Below are 16,601 nucleotides of genomic sequence, written 5' to 3' on the forward strand. Positions count from 1 at the left end.
GGAACTGAATTCCTAATCAAAAGGTCCCCAGGCGCTTCCTCTATAAAAAATTACTATCCGTAGCTGAAGACTTATAAATAACCGCATTCTTGGGAGAATAGGCCCTGATTTCTTGAAAAATCGTTTTTGCAACTTCCTCCGTAAAATGAACCGGGTCTCTAAAATTATCTCTATCGAGGGTCAACTGCGAAGTATAGTTGAAATCAAATACATCCGCCAGGGATCTTAAATCTGCCAAAAATTTATGATTAAGTTTTTCGACTGGATAGTCTTCTACCATACTCTGATAATCACGGTGTAAAGGCGGAATCCAGAAAATAAGCTTAATTCCACGTTCCCGGCAGTAGTTGGATATTTCCTTCAGTTGCAGATAATAGTCCGTAGGATAAGCCATATTGCTGTGAAACTTACCCACTCCTTCCAATTTCTTTTGCCAATAATAATCTTTAGCATCCGGGTTATCTTCTTCGGAAAGGGTCTTTTTCTGGTCGTTACCACTCTGTAGTAAAGCAAGCGCACCTTCGAACGTGTAATTATTAAAAGAATAGCTGAAAAAATTGCTTTTCCTGGAAATGGTCTCCTCTACCCAAAATCGCTTATTGTATTTATTATACAGGCTGAGGTTAATTCCCATCAAAACCGTATCCGGCTGCTGAATGGTGTTCGCCCACCAAAACGACTGAATCATTTCTTTCAAACTGGCACCTCCATAGGCCAAATTGGCCCAATTTTCCTCGTCTGCGACATAATAGAGCCCATTGCTACGGGAATCGCCTATGACCCAGTTAGGTTTCGGATCATTTTCAAACGCCAGCATCTTGAATAAATGAGGCTCAATATCCCGCACCACTTCCTCTTTGGTACAGGTAGAAAAAATTCCCTCCCGGTCAAAATAATTGAACGGGTCTATAAAGAAAATCAGCAGGCAATACCCGGCGAATGGAACAGCAAAAAACAGCGTTTGGAGAATAAATTTTTTCATTTGCTTTAAAATTGAAAGTAAATAAATTCTTGTTGTACTCCATTCATGATAAAGCAGAAGATAATGATGGCGTAATAGGCAGCCCATCTGACCGGTTTTGGGACTTTTTCCGTGTCCAACTCTAATCCATGATTCTTTTCTCGTTGAAGCCATTCGACTAAAACAAACCCAATGATCAGGAAGAAAAGGTAGACGAGGTGATTACCAGTATTCATAGTCCAGAAATCACTAATTGGCAGTTCAAAGATCCGTATAGAAAAAATAATAGACAGGTAATCAAACGCCATAGAAAGGCTATCTGCCCTAAAAAACACCCAGGCAAGTACGGTTAAGAGAAAGGTGCTCCCCATTTGAACGAATTCTTTGATTGTAGGCAGGTATTTCCCTGAAGCCACCGTGTCGCTAGTATGGGTTCTGTTTCTTTTTGCTAATAAAAGGGGTAGGTAAAAGACTGCGTGCAAAGCACCCCAAAATAAAAAGGTCCAGTTCGCCCCATGCCAGAAACCACTGACGATGAAAATCACGAATATATTCCGGACAGTTTTCCCTTTACTCACCTTACTTCCCCCAAGGGGTATGTATACATAATCTCTAAACCAGGTGGATAAGGATATATGCCATCGTCTCCAAAACTCTGCAATGTCCCGGGAAAAGTAGGGAAAGGCAAAGTTTTTCATCAAATCAAACCCAAATAAACGAGCCGTCCCAATGGCGATATCCGAATAACCGGAAAAATCCCCGTAAATCTGCAAAGCAAAAAGAACCGCTCCCAGAAAGAGTGTGCTCCCGGAATAATCTCCATAATTTGAAAAAATATCGTTTACGTAAATAGCACAATTATCTGCAATTACAATCTTCTTAAACAAGCCCCATAGGATCTGCCGCATGCCGTCCAGCGCCTTACTATATTCAAAAGTGCGTCTCTTTAAAAACTGAGGCAGTAAATTCGTAGCACGTTCTATCGGGCCCGCTACCAATTGCGGGAAAAAACTGACATAGGCAAAAAACGAAACGGGATCAGTAGCCGGGGCGAGTTTCTTCCGATAAATATCTATGGTATAACTCATCGTTTGAAATGTATAAAAACTAATCCCTACCGGCAGTACGATGGAAAGCCTCCCAGGATCCATTGACCTGCCAAAAAAAGTAAACGCTTCGGCAAAGCTGTCCGCAAAAAAATTATAATACTTGAAAAATCCCAAAAAACCAATATTCACCAGGACACTAGTCACCACCAACCATTTGCGCTGTTGCTCCTTCTGATTCCGGCTGAGCTGAAGTCCAATAAAAAAATCCACCAGCGAACTAAAGGCGATCAGAGATAAAAAACGATAATCCCACCAGCCATAAAAAATATAACTGGCTACTAATACCCAGAGATTTTGAGTCCGTAGGTCTTTATTGAATACAAACCAGTACAAAATAAAAACCAATGGCAAGAAAATCAGAAATTCAACCGAATTGAATAACATGATAAATTAACTAACAGTGTAGGGTAAAAATATTCAAGATGACCAAATCATCTGATTCTGCTAGCAAAATCAGTACCATGGCTCTGATAAAGCACAAAATTAGGTATAAAAAACAATAAAGTGATACTAAATCACAAAAAATTAATTTCGAACGGTCATTTTATTAGTAGCATCCGGGCTAATCTGTGGAACCTTTCCCCAGCTCATTCAAATACCTGCCCGTGAAATTGCCCTTTTCCAGCATGAGCTTTTCCGGCTCCCCTTCGAAAGTCACCATTCCTCCTTTTTCCCCACCTTCCGGGCCCAGGTCAATTACCCAATCTGCTGCTTTGATTAGCTCCGTATTATGTTCGATAATCAGCACCGTATGTCCCTGACCAATCAAGGCATTCATGGAATGCAACAGTTTCTTGATATCGTGAAAATGCAAACCCGTGGTGGGTTCGTCGAAGATAAATAAAATACGATCCTTGGATTTGGTTTCGCCTTTTCCTAAAAAAGAAGCCAGCTTAACTCGCTGGGCTTCTCCTCCACTCAAGGTGTTCGAGGACTGTCCCAAGCCAATGTAGCCCAAACCTACTTCCTGAAGGGGTTGCAACTTTTGAATAATGGTATGCTTTCCTTCAAAAAAATCCATGGCCTCATCAATGCTCATTGCCAACACATCGGAAATATCCTTATCCTTGTAACTGACATCCAGGATCTCGTTTTTAAACCTCTTTCCCTTGCAGGATTCACAGGTAAGGTAAATATCTGCCATGAACTGCATTTCTATTTTCTGAGTACCTTCTCCCTGGCAGGCCTCACACCTGCCACCATCTACATTAAAACTAAAAAACGCAGGCTTGTATCCCCGTTGCCTGGAAAGAGGTAAGTCCGCAAACAATGCCCTGATCCCATCATAGGCCTTTACGTAAGTGACCGGATTGGACCGGGAGGACTTTCCGATGGGATTTTGGTCTACAAATTCCACCCGGGTAATGTTTCTAAAATCCCCCTCCAACTTGTCCAACTTTCCAGATTCCTCCGAAACGGTCCCCAGAAATTTCCCCAAGGCTGGATACAATACCTTTTTTACAAGGGTTGATTTACCCGAACCACTTACGCCGGTAATTACTGTCAGCACGCCAAGCGGCACCTTCACCGTGATGTTTTTCAAGTTGTTTTCCCTGGCCCCACGAATCAATATGTGTTCCTTCCAGGTTCTGTTGCCTGTTTTTTGACTAATGGTTTCCTGCCCGCTAAGGTAGCGCGAGGTGTAGGTGTTTCCAGCAGCCATTAATTCCTCCAAATTTCCCTGAAAAACCAACTCTCCCCCATGTATACCGGCATCCGGACCAATATCAATGACCTGATCCGCTGCCCGAATGATTTTTTCTTCGTGCTCTACGACAATAACAGTATTGCCCATATCCCGCAGGGTTTTCAGTACCGCTACCAGCCGTTCCGTGTCTCTGGGATGAAGACCGATACTTGGCTCATCCAGAATATACATGGACCCTACCAGGGCACTTCCCAGAGATGTGGCCAGTTTAATCCGCTGAAATTCTCCTCCGGATAGCGAGGAAGTCAGGCGATTTAAGGTAAGGTAACCCAAACCTACCTGGTCAAGGTAGCCTAGCCGATTTGAAATTTCCTTAAGTAAACGATAGGCGACTTTTTGATCACTTTTAGTGAGGTCCAGATTTTCAAAAAAATGAAGGCACTTATCCAGGGGCAATAAAACCAAATCTGTAATGGACTTACCTTGGATTTTTACATAGGAAGCATCTTTTCGAATCCGGGTGCCCTGACAATCGGGGCAGGTAGTCCTACCCCTAAACCGGGACAACATGACGCGATACTGTATTTTATGTAATTTGCTTTCAATAAAAGCAAAAAAATCATTCAAGCCTTTAAAATATTCATTTCCTGTCCATAAAACGGCTTTGTCCTTTTCATCCAAATCTTCGTAAGGCCTGTGGATTGGAAAATCAAATCTGATTCCATTTTTTAGTAAGGGCTGCACCCATTTTTTGGTAGTCTCTCCCCGCCAGGGTGCAATGGCTCCCTCGAATACCGACAGGCTTTTATCAGGTACCACCAAATCAGGATCAATCCCCAATACCGATCCAAAGCCTTCGCAGGTTCGGCATGCCCCATAGGGATTATTAAAACTAAAAAAATTAACCGACGGCAACTCAAAGCGAATCCCATCCAGCTCAAACTTATCACTAAAAACACGCTTATCCTTTTCCGGAATCACCACCGTACAGGTGCCATGCCCTTCAAAAAAAGCAGTCTGAACACTATCCGCAATCCGGAACTGGTTGTCCTCATCCTCGGAATTGACTGAAACCCTATCTATCAGAATCTCATAATTCCCCTCAGGCATCTCCTCACTCGTCAACAGCTCCTCAACAAAATACGCTTCCCCATCGATTAATACCCTGGTAAATCCTTTTTGAAGCAGTATTTCCAACTCTTTACCCTTTTCCCTTCCCGCCAGCAGGTACAGCGGACAGCTAATCATGACCCGATCACCCTCGTCAAAAGAGTGAATGAAATCCACTACATCCGTTACGGTGTGGTGCTTTACTTCCTCACCACTAACGGGAGAATACGTTCTTCCTATCCGGCTAAAAAGCAATTTTAGGTAATCGTACACCTCTGTAGTGGTGCCTACAGTAGACCTGGGGTTTTTAGTGTTTACACGCTGCTGTATGGCAATAGCAGGAGAGACACCCTTGATATACTCTACCTCCGGTTTTTCCATGCGACCCAAAAACTGACGCGCGTAAGAACTGAGGCTTTCGACGTACATCCGTTGCCCTTCGGCAAATAAGGTATCAAATGCAAGCGAGGATTTTCCGGAACCAGATAGACCGGTAACCACCACCAGCTTGTTTCTGGGGATCGCTATGCTCAGGTTTTTAAGATTGTTTACCCGCGCATTCTTTATTATAATGAAGGATTTTGGATCCAGGTTTTCCAGTATCGCTGTGTTCTCGGTAGTGATTGCGCCCATAACTTGCAAAGATACCAACCCAACCCCGAAAATGACAAAATGTTACGGAAAATTAATGGACCCGGCTTACCATAAACTAACGGCTCCTGATTACCTTTTGAAGATTTTGAAGGTCCTTTTCCCCTTATTAGTGGACAAGCTAATCAAGTAATGGTTGCTCGGATAGGGACGTAAATCAACCCTGTACCTGGTTTTTCCTGTTTTTTCCAGGCCTGGTGCTAATCTTATCCGTTGGTCCTGACTAATAAGCTCCACCTGGAGTATCTCTTCATTTTCATCAAAATGAATGAAGTCGGTAGTTGGATTAGGAAAGGGAAGTACTGATTCGGTGACCGAATCATTGGAAATTCGAATTACTTCAGAATAGCTACTTTTTCCGTCCCGATCCACCTGCCGGATTCGGTAATAACTCCAACTAGACTCAAATGTACTGTCAACCGCCTGGTACTGAACCTTTCCATTGGTTGCTCCTTGAGAGGGAATCTGATCATCCAACTCTTTCCAGGAAAACCCATCGGGGGAACGCTCCAGAACAAAATGGCTGGTATTTTTTTCCTGAAGGGTTTTCCAATTCAGGCAATTATTTTCTCCGCAGGCCTTTCCCTCAACAGTTCCCCATTGCAGCGGCAACACCAAACTCACAAACTCATAATCAAAATCCATGGTATTCCCTCCCGTTTCTTCGTAGTATTCCAGCACCATGTCCAATTGATCCAACCCATCCGGCACGTCGAATTGAGCCGTGTACTCCTGAGCGGAACTACCACCCGACTCCCACTGCCCCGAGAGCATCCAGGTCGCTCCTCCATCCAGACTTAACCGAAAGCCATCATCTGCCCGAACCGAAAAATTAAGCGTACCTGGCTCTACATCAAGTCGCATTTTATACCGAATCGAAAAGCGATCGGTTAGAAAAGGACAACCGTAATCAGGAGAAAAAGTAACCGGTGTAGAAGGCAATCCATTATAATCAAAATCCTGGTCAAAAACTGCATTTTCTGTTATCCTTCCTAAATAATCCTCCGAATCAAAGTTTTTGGCGCCGGAATAAACATGACCGATCCACTCATTGGTGCCGTAGGCGGCCTGATCCAGATCAGCGATGACACTGATCGTAACTTCCAATACATTGGAAGAAAAGGTATTGACCAACGTGTTTCCATCGGCATCCACTGCTGTATTTTCTGCCTTCCTTCTATAAAACCGCGTTCCGGTCCAGGCATTTTCAGGAATAGATTCATCGTAGGCAGGAATATCGTAGGTCAATCCGGTAGCACCGGAAATGGATATCCAGTCGGACTCCGAAGGGTTTTCTACACTGGTATATTGCCATTGGTAGGTGGGCTGGGTTCCTTCAGCAAATACAGCAGGACCCAGTGATTCGAAGGGCTCGGGATCCGGCGCAATCCCACAATAAGAGCGGACACCGGATTCATTTCCGGCATTACGAATCTCCCCCGGACCAAAATAAAGCTCAAAATTAAAACTCAACCGGTTGTTTCCCTCTTTTTCGTAAAAGTACAGGTCCATCCAGATAGATTCCCCACCGTCAAAAGGGACGTAATAATTTCTAATATTTTGATCGTAAACAAAATTATAAAATCCGTCACTGCCATCCTTGACCCAATTGTCGTGAGTCATCGGATCTCCATTCACGTCCAACACAGGATTGGAAGTATTGCCAGCTTCATACATCTGAAAATAGGATCCATCATCACTTCCTATTCTTACCCGGTAAATGCCAGGTTCCGTCATTTCTCGCTTGCTTCGCATAATCATTCCAAAATGCTGCAATTGGGTATTGCATCCACCTCCGGTATAGGGACTAACCCCGGTGGGAAAGAAATTTTCATCGTTTGAAAAACCATCTACCGAACTGTCCCCAAAGGTCGTGTCAAAATTTAAAGAATTACTGGGCAAAAAATGGCTGCCGCCCCTCCTTAAAACACCTTTGAACTGCTTATCTGCCTGGCTGTAGGTAGAGAACGATCTATTGAAATCAAGGTCGGGCCGATAATCTGGAGACAGTTGGTACACATAAGAATACCAGGTAGAATGCCTGGAATACCCGCCTCCCGGAAGAGAGCCACCATCACAAGCCAACTGGGCCTGACTCTCGCTAAAACTGCCCATTAATAAGCAAAAACCTACGAAAATTATACGGGATAGCTCCCCGATCTGCTGTTTAAATCCTCTCAAAACCCCTCCTATCTTAAAAATGTAATTGTACTAAAAGCGTTTCTATTGCTGTCAAATACAAAAATATACATTTAAAACAAAAAGACCAAAGGAATCCGGAAAAATTTACCGGCTTATCTTTTGGAAAGCAGGGGTTTAAAGGGAATGACCTGCTCCATGCCGCTGATCCAACCAAGGCTTTAATTGGAGGAATTGTTTCCACTTGGCATACCTGGTAATATCGTGGATTTCCTGAACCTCTTTAAAAATAGCCTTTGCTATAGAAATATCCCCCTTCCGGTAGGCTTCAAAGGCATAGGACAGGGAGGCGAAGGCCCGCTGTTCTTTCAGATCTTCTTCAATCTGCGATTCTTCATGGCGCTGCAAACTAAAATTCAGGCTGTCCTGACTGACCTTTACGCTTTGCATGCCTATTGGTGCTTTCAATACCAATCCTTCCAGGTTGGTACAGCGGCTGAGGGCTACATACACCTGCCCTGCTTCAAATGAACGCCCAATGTCTACGATGCATTTATCAAAGGTAAGCCCCTGGCTTTTGTGTACCGTGATCGCCCAGGCAAGCTTTAGGGGAAATTGGGTGAACTTACCGATCACCTCCGCATCCACCTTTCCTTCCTTTTCATTGAACCGGAAATCCACATGTTCCCATACCTCTCTTTCCACTTCCAGAAAAGCACCGGCATTGTTTTCCACCAGCACTTTATTTTCATGCATCTCAACCACCTTTCCGATCATCCCGTTATAGTAATTCTTTTCCGGATTATTTTTCATGAAAATCACCTGTGCGCCTATTTTGAGCGTCAGGTCTATGGGGTCAAAAGGGGCCATGGAGGGAGGAAACTCCCCTTCCATGGAAGCCGGATAGGTTTGCACCGGAGATTCCAGCAGGTCCAGTTTTTGCTGATTAATCTGAAGAATGGAATGGTTATGCGTCCCCAGCATAATATACCCCTGATCCAACAGATCAAAATGGTATGCCGAGGCTCTTTTGTTTAGAAACTGGATGTCATCATAGGTGTGTTTGCTTTCACGGATGCGGTTGAGTAAGTTTTTGAAAAACTCGTCTTTTTGCCGGTAGATTTTTTGCAGGGCGATGTGGTAGGGCCGGAGCTCCTGAAACGCGTGTGCGCTGAAAAAAAACCGGGTTTGGTAATGGGCAGAGAGAAGGGACCAATCGTTATCCCGGACCACTGGAGGCAACTGAAACGGGTCTCCGATCAACAATAATTGGACCCCACCAAAGGGTAGGTGCCTTTTTCTACGAAATAAGCGTAGTATCTGATCCAGCACATCCAACAACTCAACCCGGACCATGGATATTTCATCAATGACGAGCAAGTCAAGATTTCTGATCAGACTGAGCCGGCTCTTATTATACCGAAATGTATCGAAGATTGATCCGCTCGGACCGGTAGCTTTGGGTTCCAACCGTGGATCCCCTGGTAGAAACAATTGCCGGGGGTCTATCTTAAAAAAGCTATGGATCGTCTTCCCTTTTGCATTAATGGCGGCCACCCCGGTAGGAGCCACCACGACGGTATTTTTTGTGGTATTTAACCTCCTCAAGGTATGCAGAAAAGTGGTCTTTCCAGTACCTGCCCGGCCTGTGAGAAACAGGGACTTATTGGTGTATAATGCTATTTCCAGTGCCTGAATAAAGGGCTCGTTCGACATATCCAAACCCTTTGCTTCAAATTCCTGCCTGAAAAAGGTTTTCAAAAAAGTCATTGGCTCATTTCATTTATTTGTTGCTTAAAATTAGAAATAAATAAACCGGTTTCGTATATATTATGCCTAAATTGAAAATAATACCGTACAAAACCTGCTAACTTAAAATTGCCTACCCAATGGAACTGGCCCTCAACCTGACCAAAATTTTTCTTGCCATCCTATGTATACTTGCTGTCACCGCCAGCAATTTGAAATTAGGGCATTGGTCGGTAAGAATGTTTGATTTCCCAAGATTGCAGCTATTGGCCATTGCGCTCATTACCATGCTGTTGTTTTTTATCCCTTCCTTAAATACCGATCCCTGGCACTTAGGACTGCTGGCTGGTGTGGTAGCTAGTTTTGTGTTTCAAGCGGTCAAGATCTATCCCTATACCTTTTTTGGCGCAAAAGAAGTTCGAGCTTCAAGGCAGTCCTCCCTTGAAAACGAAATTTCCTTACTGGTTAGTAACGTTCTGACGCCGAATCGGCATGTGGAAAAACTGATAGCATTGGTAAACAGGTACCAACCCAACCTGCTTTTAACCCTGGAATCGGATGAATGGTGGGGAAAGCAATTGGAAATCATCGAAAAGGACTATCCCCAGCAGGTCAAAATTCCGCTCGACAACCAATATGGCATGCATCTGTATTCCAATCTTCCTTTAAATAATATAAAAAAGCTATACCTTGTGGAAGACGATATCCCCTCCATACATGCAGAGGTAATCCTGCCGTCCGGAAGAAAAGTACAAATTCATTGTGTTCACCCCGAACCCCCAAGCCCTTCCGAAAGCGAAAGTTCTGTCCCTCGGGATGCCGAATTGTTAATTGTCGGAAAAAATATCAAGGACGCAACACTACCGGTATTGGTGTTCGGTGACCTGAATGACGTGGCCTGGTCCCGGACCACCCGCTTGTTTCAGAAAATAAGCGGCTTGAAGGACCCCCGAAAAGGAAGGGGGTTTTTCAATACCTTTCATGCCAAATACTTCGCCCTTCGCTGGCCGCTGGACCATATTTTTCATTCCAAGCATTTCCTTTTGAAAAAAATCAAACGCCTTCCTTCCATTTCATCCGACCATTTCCCCATGTATGGACAATTTCAACTGGCACCTGAAAACGAACAAGAGAATGAGAAAGAAAAACTAGATAAAGAGGAAAAAGATTGGACCAAAGAAACGATCGATCAGTCCAACCCAAACATCCTTACCATCTGAGCTACGGTATGGGAATAAATTGTCTGAGGTAATTCCTCGCTGTCAAAATGGCCATTTTTACGTCTTCCGGGGATTTTTCAAAGGCCTTGTCTTCTACCTCTATACAACAGGGGCCCCTGTAGCCTACATCGGTTAGTGCCGCAAAAAACCTCCCCCAGGGCACATCTCCCAGTCCAGGAATTTTCGGGGAATGGTACTCTAGTGGATTGGCAAGAATTCCCACCCGGTTTAGCTTTTCGGGGTAGAGTTTGACATCTTTCAGGTGGATGTGGTGAAGCCGGTCCCGAAACTCGTACAAGGGTTGGACCGGGTCCATATGCATCCATACCAGATGAGAGGGATCGTAATTTAATCCAAAATGAGGATCGGGAATGATTGAAAACATTTTTTCCCAAACGGCAGGAGATATGGCCAGGTTTTTCCCGCCGGGCCATTCATCATTGGTAAAAAACATGGGGCAATTTTCGATCCCAATACGAATCCCCTTCTTTGAAGCATGCTTCACTACTGCCGGAAACCGCTCCGAAAACATCTTCAGATTGTCCTCCACATTCAGCGACGGGTTTCTTCCAATAAAGGTGTTGACCACGGGTATTCCCAGTTTCTCCGCACCGTCAATGACGGCCTTGATATGGGATAAAGCAGCATCTGCTTTCGATTCATCCGGATCCATGGGGTTGGGATAAAATCCCAAACCGGAAACAAACACTCCTTTTTCCCGCTGGTACTCCCTTATGTGGCTAATCTGGTCGGAAACCAGTTGGTTTACATCAATATGAGTCACCCCTGCATAGCGTCTTTCCGCCTTTCCTTTAGGCCAGCACATCATTTCCACACAGGAAAAATTTTCCGCGGCGGCAAAATCAATCACTTCTTCAAAACTATTTTCCGCCAGAATGGCGCTAACAAAACCTAATTTAAGCATGTAACTATCCTTTAAAGTTTAGAAAGTATTTCTCCGGCTTTGTCAAGCAAGTCGTCGTCTTTGGCAAAACAAAACCGTAGTAATTTATCGTCCTTTTTATCCTTATAAAACACGGATACCGGCACAGAGGCCACTTTAATCTCTTTTGTCAGGCGAATGGCCAGGTCGTAATCGTATTCTTCGGTGATTTCCCGATAGGAAACAATTTGAAAAAAACTTCCTTTAGACGGCGTAAAACGAAAGCGGGATGCCTGGAGGGCCTCATTAAACCGATCCCGTTTTTTTTGATAAAATGCACTCAGCTGCTCGTAATGCTCCGGAAGTTTCAAAAAATCGGCTAAGGCATATTGCATGGGTGTAACCGTACTGAAGGTGATGTACTGGTGAATTCTTCTGAATTCCTTTGACAGGGCCTTGGGAGCCAGGCAATAACCGATCTTCCAACCAGTGGTATGATAGGTTTTTCCCAGCGATCCACAAACAAATGTCCGCTCCTGCAAAACCGGATGGGTCATCATGGAACGATGGACATCTCCGTCAAATACGATGTGCTCATATACCTCGTCACTGATGATGTAAATATCGGTATCCCGAACCAGCTCGGCCAGCGTATCCAGGTCGCTTTTGCTAAATACCGTTCCAACCGGATTGTGGGGCGTATTGACCATAATGGCCCGGGTCTTCGGAGATATTTTCGCCTTTACCGCCTGCCAATCTATTTTAAATTCCGGTGCATTCAGGGTGACATACACGGGAATACCCCCGTTCAAGTCGATGGCTGGAACATAGCTATCATAGGCTGGTTCCAGAACGATCACCTCATCGCCCGGGTAAACCACCGCGGTAACAGCACAAAAAATGGCCTCTGTAGCACCAGAGGTAATGGTTACTTCCGTTTCCGGATCATAGTCCACTCCATAAACACGATTGGTTTTTTCTGCCAGGCTTTCTCTGAACGCAGGAACGCCACTCATCGGAGCGTATTGATTGTAACCATTTTTTACGTAATGGCTAACCAGTTCACTTAACCTGGGAGAACAGTCAAAACTCGGAAATCCCTGTGATAAATTAATCGCATTCTCTTTAGTAGCCAGACCCGACATCACCGTAAAAATGGTGGTGCCGACATAGGGCAGTTTAGAGGGTAATTCCTTTTCTTTTTGCATAAATAAAAAAGACCGGAAATTGCCTTCCGGTCGACTGATGGAACATTCAATTTAAAATGACTCTAATCCAGCTGCTGCAATGATCCCATCCTGGGCAGATGTGACACCACTAACCCCGATAGAACCAATCACCTGATCGCCATCCTTTATGGGCAAGCCTCCTTCCACGGCCACTACGCCGGGAAGGCTGATGAGGTGTATGTTGCCGGATTTGACAGCATCTTCAAATACTTTTGTGGGTCGTTTGAATTTCAGGGCCGAGGTGGCTTTTTGAACGCCCACATCCACGCTCCCTATTTGTGTTCCATCCATTCTCCGCAGGGCGACCAAGTGCCCACCGGCATCTAGAATGGCGACGACCACATTCCAATTGTCTTGTCGGGCTCTGGCCTCTGCCGCATCGGATATCCGCTGCGCATCCTCAAGGGTGAGTACCCGGACCCTCTCCTGAGCCTGTACCGAAAAGCTGATCGCAAAGACCAGCATTACCCAGATTGATAGTATGATTTGCTTCATCATGATGTGTTTTTTTGTTTGTTAATCCGCTTTGTCTTAAATATAAAGAAATAATGGCTATTCTTAAATTTTTTATATTTGAGAATCATCTCAAACGGACAAAATCATGAACATTTTTCAAAAAGAAATCCGATTACGCGCCTATAAAAGAGGCTTTCACCTCATTACAGGGGAAGTTGTGGATAACTTCCCGGAAATGAAAAATATAGGTACCGGCATGCTCCAGGTCTGGATCAAACACACCTCCGCCGGACTGACCATCAATGAAAACGCAGACCCCTCTGTTCGTCAGGACTTTGAAACGTTTACAAACGACTTGATTCCGGAAGATTATCCACACTTTGTCCACACCTATGAAGGGGCGGATGATATGCCTGCGCATCTGAAAGCAAGTATTTTCGGTCCTTCGGTCCAAATTCCCATTTCCGGGGGAAAACTTAACCTGGGCACCTGGCAGGGAATTTACCTGGGCGAATTCAGGGACCAGGGCGGTGCCCGAAAACTGGTCCTGACTGCCTTTGGAACCTGAGCCCGGCTTTTGCCTCTCAAACAAAGGCCTGAACCTGATTTCTTAGGGTTATCCACCGTTTTATCCACAAATCCCTTAGGTGTTGGGTAGGGAAATACCCTTCACCCTTCGGTAAAGCGAAAGGGCGTATTTGTCGGTCATTCCGGATACAAAATCCATTAATCCCCGAAGGATGGAGTAGGCCGATTGCGGACCTGTTAACACCAATTGGTCCGGAAGCAAACGCAAAATACTTTTATTTTGACCCGAAAACTTTTCCTTAACAAAATGATGGTGGTACAATGCCTCCCCAAAGGTTTCCAATAATCCTTCCAGGACCTGGTATCCGGCAGCCTCTTTCTCCAAGACCGGCTGGGAGCGGTAAATTTTCGCTACGGACAACGCATTAATCGCTCCCAATGCCTCAGCCGAGGGTATACAATCGGTAAGCGCCTGGTCAAAATCTCCCACCAGTAACAGGGGTTCCTTTTCCTGAAAAACCTTATCCGTCTCTTCAATCAATTGGTTGATGGCCATGGCCCTGAGGATAGCCAACTTCTGTCGATTAGCGGGGTATTTTTCCAATTTTTGGGCAGAAAACCGATCCCCAATGATCGCCGCCAGCAAGGCGATGGTTTCTTCCAGGGACACCAGGCCCATGGTACAGCCATCCTCCAGATCAATAATGCTGTAACAAATATCGTCCGCTGCCTCCACCAGAAAAGCAAGCGGGTGCCGCATCCAGCAATTCGGGGCAAGTGTTGGAATGGCCATCATTTCCATCAATTGCGTATAGTCTGTCAAATTGCTGGTAAAAAACCCAAACTTTTTCTGGCTGCGTCGCTTTTGATCCTCGGCGAAGGTCCAGGAAGGTCTGGGATATTTGGTAAACGCTGCCAGGGTAGGGGGAGAGATATAAATTCCGTTATTTCGATCCATAAGCATGCGAAAGCCCTGGGCATTTCCTTCAAAATGAGTGAGATCTTCCCATTCCTGACTGCTACATTGGTTTTTCCAGCATTGTCCTTTGGGGTGAAACCGGAAAAAATCCGAAATGCCTTCTTCCCCGGCATGGCCAAAAGGAGGATTTCCAATATCATGGGCAAGGGCTGCTGCGGCCACAATGCCCCCGATATCAAACGGTTGCAGGTGCCTGTTTTTCAGCCCGGGATATTTTTCCAATAGAAAATTACCAGCAGATTTACCCAGAGACCGGCCCACGCTGGATACCTCCAGGCTATGGGTCAATCTGGTATGGACAAAATCTTGCTCAGGAAGGGGAAATACCTGCGTTTTGGCTTGAAGATTCCGGAAGGGTGATGAAAAAATGATCCGGTCATAATCCTTCTCAAATTGGCTTCGTTGCTGCCCCGATTCCGAAGCAGGAAGCCCCTCCGGAATGATTAATTTTTCCCATTTCATCATATGCTGTCAAAAATACAAAGCTAGGGTTTCGGGAAAAAGAAATCTTTCCTATTTCCACCCCCCGCCCAAAGCCCGGTACAGATCTACCACCGTGAGGAACATTTCGATACGGGTATTGGTCTTACTCAATTCAGCTTCCAAAACCCTGGATTGGGCGGTAATTACTTCCAGGTAGGTAGCATAGCCTCCGCGGAACAATTCATTGGAAGTCGATACGGCATTCAGCAACACGGCGGTTTCTTCGTCTCGTAGGCTATATACCGTCCGAAGGTTTTCAATGCGCTGTAGTTTATTCATGACTTCCTGATAGCCGTCCAGTATCCGTTGCTGGTAATTATACAGTGCTATATTGTTGGAAGCCACCGCCTGATCGAACCCCCCCCGAATTTTGTTTTGGGCAAAAATGGGTGCCGTAAGTCCGCCCAATAGACCGATGGTAAGCCCCCCGGGCATTTTCAACGCTGCAGGAAGACTTCTATCGTTTAACCCCAGGTAGGGAGTAAAACTAAAAGAGGGAAAAAACTCTTTTCTAGCCGCTTCCACATTGAAGTTGGCAGCCCGGAGTTCGTGTTCCGCTTGCTGTATATCCGGTCTTCTTAGTAGCATGTCAGAAGGAAGGCCCACATCCATGGCATAAGGCAATTTAATTTCCAGCAGGGAGGAAGCGCGTTCGATGGGTTGGGGAAATCTGCCAAGAATAAAATTCAGGTTGTTTTCAGTTTCCAGTATTTCCTGTTGTTTTTCAATGGCCAAACTTTTGGTAGAGAGGAGCTGAGCCGAAAACTGCTGCACCGCCAATTCGGTGGCTCTTCCGGCCATTTTCTGGATTTTTATCAGCTCCAGTGCCATCTCCTGAAATTCAATATTTCGCTCAATGGTCTCCAATTCAATATCCATTCCCAATAGTTCGTAATACAATTTGGAAATTTCCGCTACCATATTGGTCACCACCAGGTGTCGGCCCTTCTCAGTGGCAAGGAATTGTTCGAAGGAGGCTTCTTTTCTATCCCGGAGTTTGCCCCAAACATCGATTTCCCAGGTGCTTTGAAACCCGATAAAATTATTTTCAAGCCGGTTGACTACGTTTCGGTCGCCATTGATCGTTCCGCCTAGCAGGTTGGGGCGTATATCACCCGAGCGGTACCGGACAATCCCATCCATGCTCGGATAGATTGCCCCCTTGCTGATGCGAAATTGGGTACGGGCGATTTCTATCCGCTCCAAGGCTACCCGAAGGTCCAGGTTATTTTCAAGTCCCTCGTCTATCAGGTAAACGAGTTTGGGATCATTAAAGAAGGCTTCCCAGGAGATGTCACCGATGCTGGAAGAATCCGTTATATCCAGGAAAGTTTCTGGCAAGGGTTCCATCTCCGGTAATTTCGGAACCTCAATACTTTTGCAAGAATACACCAGCACCAGGGCACAAAATATCAGGGCAAGGCGTGTGTAGGACTTATGATGTAAAAACATGGAA

At 45.1% G+C, this 16,601-nt stretch carries 12 protein-coding genes; 2 read left to right on the forward strand and 10 right to left on the reverse strand.

Features of this window, described 5'->3' with window-relative positions; genetic code table 11:
* Positions 1 to 40 precede the first annotated feature (40 nt).
* The 5 genes from GJS45_RS13365 to GJS45_RS13385 all read right to left on the reverse strand — a co-directional run bounded on the left by GJS45_RS13365 (position 41) and on the right by GJS45_RS13385 (position 9,388).
* On the reverse strand, positions 41 to 982 hold the full coding sequence (locus GJS45_RS13365; protein WP_162342364.1) for a hypothetical protein: 942 nt from the start codon (positions 980 to 982) through the stop codon (positions 41 to 43).
* A gap of 5 nt (positions 983 to 987) precedes the next feature.
* Positions 988 to 2,454, reverse strand: coding sequence for an MBOAT family O-acyltransferase (locus GJS45_RS13370; RefSeq protein WP_162342365.1), 1,467 nt, complete (start codon positions 2,452 to 2,454; stop codon positions 988 to 990).
* 178 nt (positions 2,455 to 2,632) lie between these two features.
* Positions 2,633 to 5,461: an excinuclease ABC subunit UvrA gene (gene uvrA, locus GJS45_RS13375; RefSeq protein WP_162342366.1), complete on the reverse strand. Its 2,829-nt coding sequence runs from the start codon at positions 5,459 to 5,461 to the stop codon at positions 2,633 to 2,635.
* A gap of 90 nt (positions 5,462 to 5,551) precedes the next feature.
* Entirely contained in the window at positions 5,552 to 7,594 is a 2,043-nt protein-coding gene (locus GJS45_RS13380) for a hypothetical protein (RefSeq protein WP_162342367.1), read from the reverse strand.
* Positions 7,595 to 7,795: 201 nt separating this feature from the next.
* Positions 7,796 to 9,388: an ATP-dependent DNA helicase gene (locus tag GJS45_RS13385; RefSeq protein ID WP_162342368.1), complete on the reverse strand. Its 1,593-nt coding sequence runs from the start codon at positions 9,386 to 9,388 to the stop codon at positions 7,796 to 7,798.
* A 119-nt stretch (positions 9,389 to 9,507) separates the two neighbouring features.
* Here GJS45_RS13385 and GJS45_RS13390 point away from each other — a divergent pair, with 119 nt between their 5' ends.
* On the forward strand, positions 9,508 to 10,587 hold the full coding sequence (locus GJS45_RS13390) for an endonuclease/exonuclease/phosphatase family protein (protein WP_162342369.1): 1,080 nt from the start codon (positions 9,508 to 9,510) through the stop codon (positions 10,585 to 10,587).
* Position 10,588: 1 nt separating this feature from the next.
* Here GJS45_RS13390 and GJS45_RS13395 read toward each other — a convergent pair whose 3' ends face one another.
* The 3 genes from GJS45_RS13395 to GJS45_RS13405 are packed head-to-tail and all read right to left on the reverse strand — an operon-like array spanning position 10,589 to position 13,197.
* Positions 10,589 to 11,512, reverse strand: coding sequence for a sugar phosphate isomerase/epimerase family protein (locus GJS45_RS13395; RefSeq protein WP_162342370.1), 924 nt, complete (start codon positions 11,510 to 11,512; stop codon positions 10,589 to 10,591).
* An 11-nt stretch (positions 11,513 to 11,523) separates the two neighbouring features.
* Positions 11,524 to 12,678, reverse strand: coding sequence for a methionine aminotransferase (locus GJS45_RS13400; RefSeq protein WP_162342371.1), 1,155 nt, complete (start codon positions 12,676 to 12,678; stop codon positions 11,524 to 11,526).
* A gap of 51 nt (positions 12,679 to 12,729) precedes the next feature.
* Positions 12,730 to 13,197 (reverse strand): GlcG/HbpS family heme-binding protein, encoded by a 468-nt coding sequence (locus GJS45_RS13405; RefSeq protein WP_235954751.1) that lies wholly within the window; start codon positions 13,195 to 13,197, stop codon positions 12,730 to 12,732.
* Positions 13,198 to 13,300: 103 nt separating this feature from the next.
* On the opposite strand from GJS45_RS13405, the gene GJS45_RS13410 reads away from it, so the two are divergent.
* On the forward strand, positions 13,301 to 13,723 hold the full coding sequence (locus tag GJS45_RS13410; protein ID WP_162342372.1) for a secondary thiamine-phosphate synthase enzyme YjbQ: 423 nt from the start codon (positions 13,301 to 13,303) through the stop codon (positions 13,721 to 13,723).
* 75 nt (positions 13,724 to 13,798) lie between these two features.
* Here the strand turns inward: GJS45_RS13410 and dgt are convergent, their stop codons facing one another.
* Together dgt and GJS45_RS13420 are read right to left on the reverse strand one after the other, a co-directional pair.
* Complete coding sequence (gene dgt, locus GJS45_RS13415) at positions 13,799 to 15,127, reverse strand: dGTP triphosphohydrolase (RefSeq protein ID WP_162342373.1); 1,329 nt, start codon at positions 15,125 to 15,127, stop codon at positions 13,799 to 13,801.
* 48 nt (positions 15,128 to 15,175) lie between these two features.
* On the reverse strand, positions 15,176 to 16,597 hold the full coding sequence (locus GJS45_RS13420) for a TolC family protein (RefSeq protein ID WP_162342374.1): 1,422 nt from the start codon (positions 16,595 to 16,597) through the stop codon (positions 15,176 to 15,178).
* Between the last annotated feature and the right edge of the window lie 4 nt (positions 16,598 to 16,601).

The sequence above is a fragment of the Cyclobacterium salsum genome (assembly GCF_010119245.1).
In the GTDB taxonomy this organism is placed as follows: domain Bacteria; phylum Bacteroidota; class Bacteroidia; order Cytophagales; family Cyclobacteriaceae; genus Cyclobacterium; species Cyclobacterium salsum.

Excerpts from the sequence above, each read along its gene's own strand:
- GJS45_RS13365 (WP_162342364.1), bottom strand. The coding sequence starts at position 982 with ATGAAAAAATTTATTCTCCAAACGCTGTTTTTTGCTGTTCCATTCGCC.
- GJS45_RS13370 (WP_162342365.1), bottom strand. The coding sequence starts at position 2,454 with ATGTTATTCAATTCGGTTGAATTTCTGATTTTCTTGCCATTGGTTTTT.
- uvrA (WP_162342366.1), bottom strand. The coding sequence starts at position 5,461 with ATGGGCGCAATCACTACCGAGAACACAGCGATACTGGAAAACCTGGAT.
- GJS45_RS13380 (WP_162342367.1), bottom strand. The coding sequence starts at position 7,594 with ATGGGCAGTTTTAGCGAGAGTCAGGCCCAGTTGGCTTGTGATGGTGGC.
- GJS45_RS13385 (WP_162342368.1), bottom strand. The coding sequence starts at position 9,388 with ATGACTTTTTTGAAAACCTTTTTCAGGCAGGAATTTGAAGCAAAGGGT.
- GJS45_RS13390 (WP_162342369.1), top strand. The coding sequence starts at position 9,508 with ATGGAACTGGCCCTCAACCTGACCAAAATTTTTCTTGCCATCCTATGT.
- GJS45_RS13395 (WP_162342370.1), bottom strand. The coding sequence starts at position 11,512 with ATGCTTAAATTAGGTTTTGTTAGCGCCATTCTGGCGGAAAATAGTTTT.
- GJS45_RS13400 (WP_162342371.1), bottom strand. The coding sequence starts at position 12,678 with ATGCAAAAAGAAAAGGAATTACCCTCTAAACTGCCCTATGTCGGCACC.
- GJS45_RS13405 (WP_235954751.1), bottom strand. The coding sequence starts at position 13,197 with ATGATGAAGCAAATCATACTATCAATCTGGGTAATGCTGGTCTTTGCG.
- GJS45_RS13410 (WP_162342372.1), top strand. The coding sequence starts at position 13,301 with ATGAACATTTTTCAAAAAGAAATCCGATTACGCGCCTATAAAAGAGGC.
- dgt (WP_162342373.1), bottom strand. The coding sequence starts at position 15,127 with ATGATGAAATGGGAAAAATTAATCATTCCGGAGGGGCTTCCTGCTTCG.
- GJS45_RS13420 (WP_162342374.1), bottom strand. The coding sequence starts at position 16,597 with ATGTTTTTACATCATAAGTCCTACACACGCCTTGCCCTGATATTTTGT.